Source organism: Ruminococcus sp., assembly GCF_017650195.1.
In the GTDB taxonomy this organism is placed as follows: domain Bacteria; phylum Bacillota; class Clostridia; order Oscillospirales; family Ruminococcaceae; genus Ruminococcus.
The window spans coordinates 1-2,978 of the sequence record NZ_JAGCFH010000244.1 but is presented as its reverse complement, the minus strand read 5'-3'; the positions used below and the strand labels follow the sequence as shown (position 1 = coordinate 2,978).

Annotated in this window: 1 protein-coding gene; it reads right to left on the bottom strand. The window is 40.0% G+C overall.

Annotation, left to right across the window (positions count from 1 at the left end; genetic code table 11):
• On the bottom strand, positions 1–2,668 hold a 2,668-nt coding region (locus tag J6U00_RS11055; protein ID WP_296581850.1), incomplete at its 3' end, for a lectin like domain-containing protein.
• Between the last annotated feature and the right edge of the window lie 310 nt (positions 2,669–2,978).

The following is a 2,978-nucleotide window of genomic DNA, read 5'->3' as shown; positions in this document are numbered from 1 at the left end:
GCATTGTGTAGTTAACAGCCTCGCTTTCAAATTTCCCGTCTCCACCCTTAACTCTTAAAATGAAACTTTCACCAGGGATTATACTGAGGTAATATTTTCCAAGAGAATCAGGGTCTACATTTTCTCCCCTGATAAGTCTGTTTTCCGCTGAAACAAATTTCTCTGCCTTTTCGTTGATAACAGCTATTTCCAAATTATCAGCTGTGTCCTTTTCAAAAGGACCGAGGGCTTCGTATTTATAATCAATTGTTAGATCAGATATATCATAGCGTTCTGGAACCTGCACAGGCACTTCCTTGCCGTTCTTTATCGCAGTAAGTTTCTGCCCTGCGTAAGATAGAACGCTATCTCCCTCCTTAAATTTTAAGCCGTCCGAAGCAAATATTTCATCAGCCCATGAACTGACAATTATAGCCTTCTCATCACTGAATGCAACGAGGGCTCTGTTTACATGTAGAGTAACAGTATTATCAAGTACATTTTCACCTGAAAGTTCCATTATTATATCAGTTGTACCAAATCCTACAGGTATGTCCTCTATCCATTCTCCGCCATCGTATTCCCTGTCAGTTTTTACATCATATATCGTTCCCAGACAGAGAGAGATTCCCTCCGTTCCAGCCGGTATGTCAAGACTGTACTCGCTTGCGGATATGCGCTCAGCATAGCGTAAGCCATCTGCTATCCGGTAGTTTGTAGGTATATATCCTATCCAGTTGAATTCAGCCTTTTTCGGACTAAAGCTTCTTTCACTTGCAGTTCCGCCAGATACAGCATGAACTATCACATCAGAGGTAATATCAAATGGCTCCTTGTACAGAGTCTCATCTCCGTCGCCTAAGCGGTATATAATATCGTCGCTTTTATTGCCGTTTGAAAGACTTACCTTTTCATCAATGGAAACAGCGCCGGAGGGGTGTGAGAAATAAACCTTTCCAACCGGATCGGCATATGCCTTTAATGTAAGGTTGCCAAGATGTATCTTAAGGTCGCCCTTGGCAAATATCTCATTGTACCTTTTCTCACTTTCCGTAGCTTTTTCAAGCAGCTCTGTATCCTCATCCTCAAGTCCGTCATACAGCTGATATATAAACGAATCAAGTAGTATCTGTTTATCTTCGTCACTATAAACTATCTCTTCGTTTACAACGTCATTCCACTCAATGCCATCAGAACTATAAAAGCTTTGATTTTCGCCTGTGTATTCAATTATTTTACTGTCCTTAGCATATGGATTAAGGTCATATTTCAACCCATCGATATCCTCAACATACAAGCTGCTTTCAATCGGGATTACAAATGGTGAATCTTCGCAGTAAAGCTTTACAACAACTGAGAAGCTCTCACCCGATTCGATAAATATAGGTTCATCAAGGTCAAGAGTGAAAAAACCAGTAAGATCACATTTACCTTTTGTCACAGAGGAAGGTATACCAGATGACGGATTGGTCTTGTCTTTTAAACCTGAATATACTGTTATCTCGTAAGAGGTATCCGCATTATATATATACGTACCGACTGCACTTATCTGTGAAGCCTCGTCAGCTGTAAATATATCCGCTATATATGAGGGGCCGTCTTCATCAGGACTGTCATATGCCGAGAGAGTCTGTATTGGGATAAAGCTGTCATACTGATAAATTTTTTCATGCTCGTCAGCGTCATCAAGCTCAAATACAGCAAAATCCTCAAGCGATCTGTCATAATACGATATCCATATATAACCGTTGTTTCCATCTCTTGTGCTCCAACTATTCTTACACAACCACGCTCCATCGCCTTCCGGAGAATTCCTGAATTTATCAGCAGGGAAAGCATCATCCCAGCCAACTATTGCAACAGCATGGTTTGCAAAACGCGGCTTCCTCTTTGAATTCGATGTATAATAATCAGGATTCCAGTTTTTGACCTTATCCGACATATATGAAATATCAACAGCGTGTCCGTTATATATAAAATCCTTTATAATATTATTTACGGTTTCAAAGTTCTCACGCTCACTATCAAAATCAAAGGAGTAAGCATTTCTTAAATGGTAATCTGCCTGACGTTGCATACGATCGACCTCAGAACGATCGTCAAAGAAGTCAAAATCAGAATACTTTAGCCTGCTTTCGTTTACAGGTCCGATCCACTGTGACCAGAGATTAGATATCATCTTCGACGTTCCGCCCTCTCCGAGTACATCTTCCGGTTTGTATGAATCAGTGTAGAGCTGATCATAACCGTAATATGCATAATAAGCCGAATGGAGTTCCGAGAGATCTATATAAGGGACTGCTGAAAGCAGACTTGTCTCTGCACTTGCTATAGCAGCATGAGCCCAGCAGCTTCCATAAGAGCCCTGAGATTTAACATAAGTTGAACCGTATGCAGTTCGCATATCAAACGATTCAGGTAAAATTTCCTTGGCAGCTAAAGCTGTGTCATTAGATGCTTTTATATCACCGTATGCAGCCATTGGCTCTAGCTCATTGTTGTTTCCGCCGACGCGTCTTAAAATAGGCATAGAAAAAGAACAGGACTGTGACTGTACGGCTGTATTTTTTCTTTCGTGCTCAATACTTATTTTTCCAGTTGTACTCGAATATGCGTTAAAAGGTGTATTAGTTCCTGCAATACAAAATGCTGCAATAATTGCCGTTAACTTCTTAAAAAACAGTTTCATATCTATACATCTCCCTTCATGTTTTTTGCTCGATAATTTTGATATAAGCAATATATGCTGTAAAATTTATGAAAAGCGGTCATTTAATAAAAAATACCTCCGACCATTTGATCAGAGGTACAATAATATTTAACTAATTTAATGCACTGCGGTGATCTTTTATGCTGTGACAATACTGTCAGCCTTATGAAGCTTAAGTTTTTCAACAGCCTGTTCTCTCATTTTATACTTGAGTATCTTTCCGGCAGCATTCATCGGGAAGCCGTCTACGAAATCAACGTACCTCGGGCACTTATGCTTTGCCATTCTT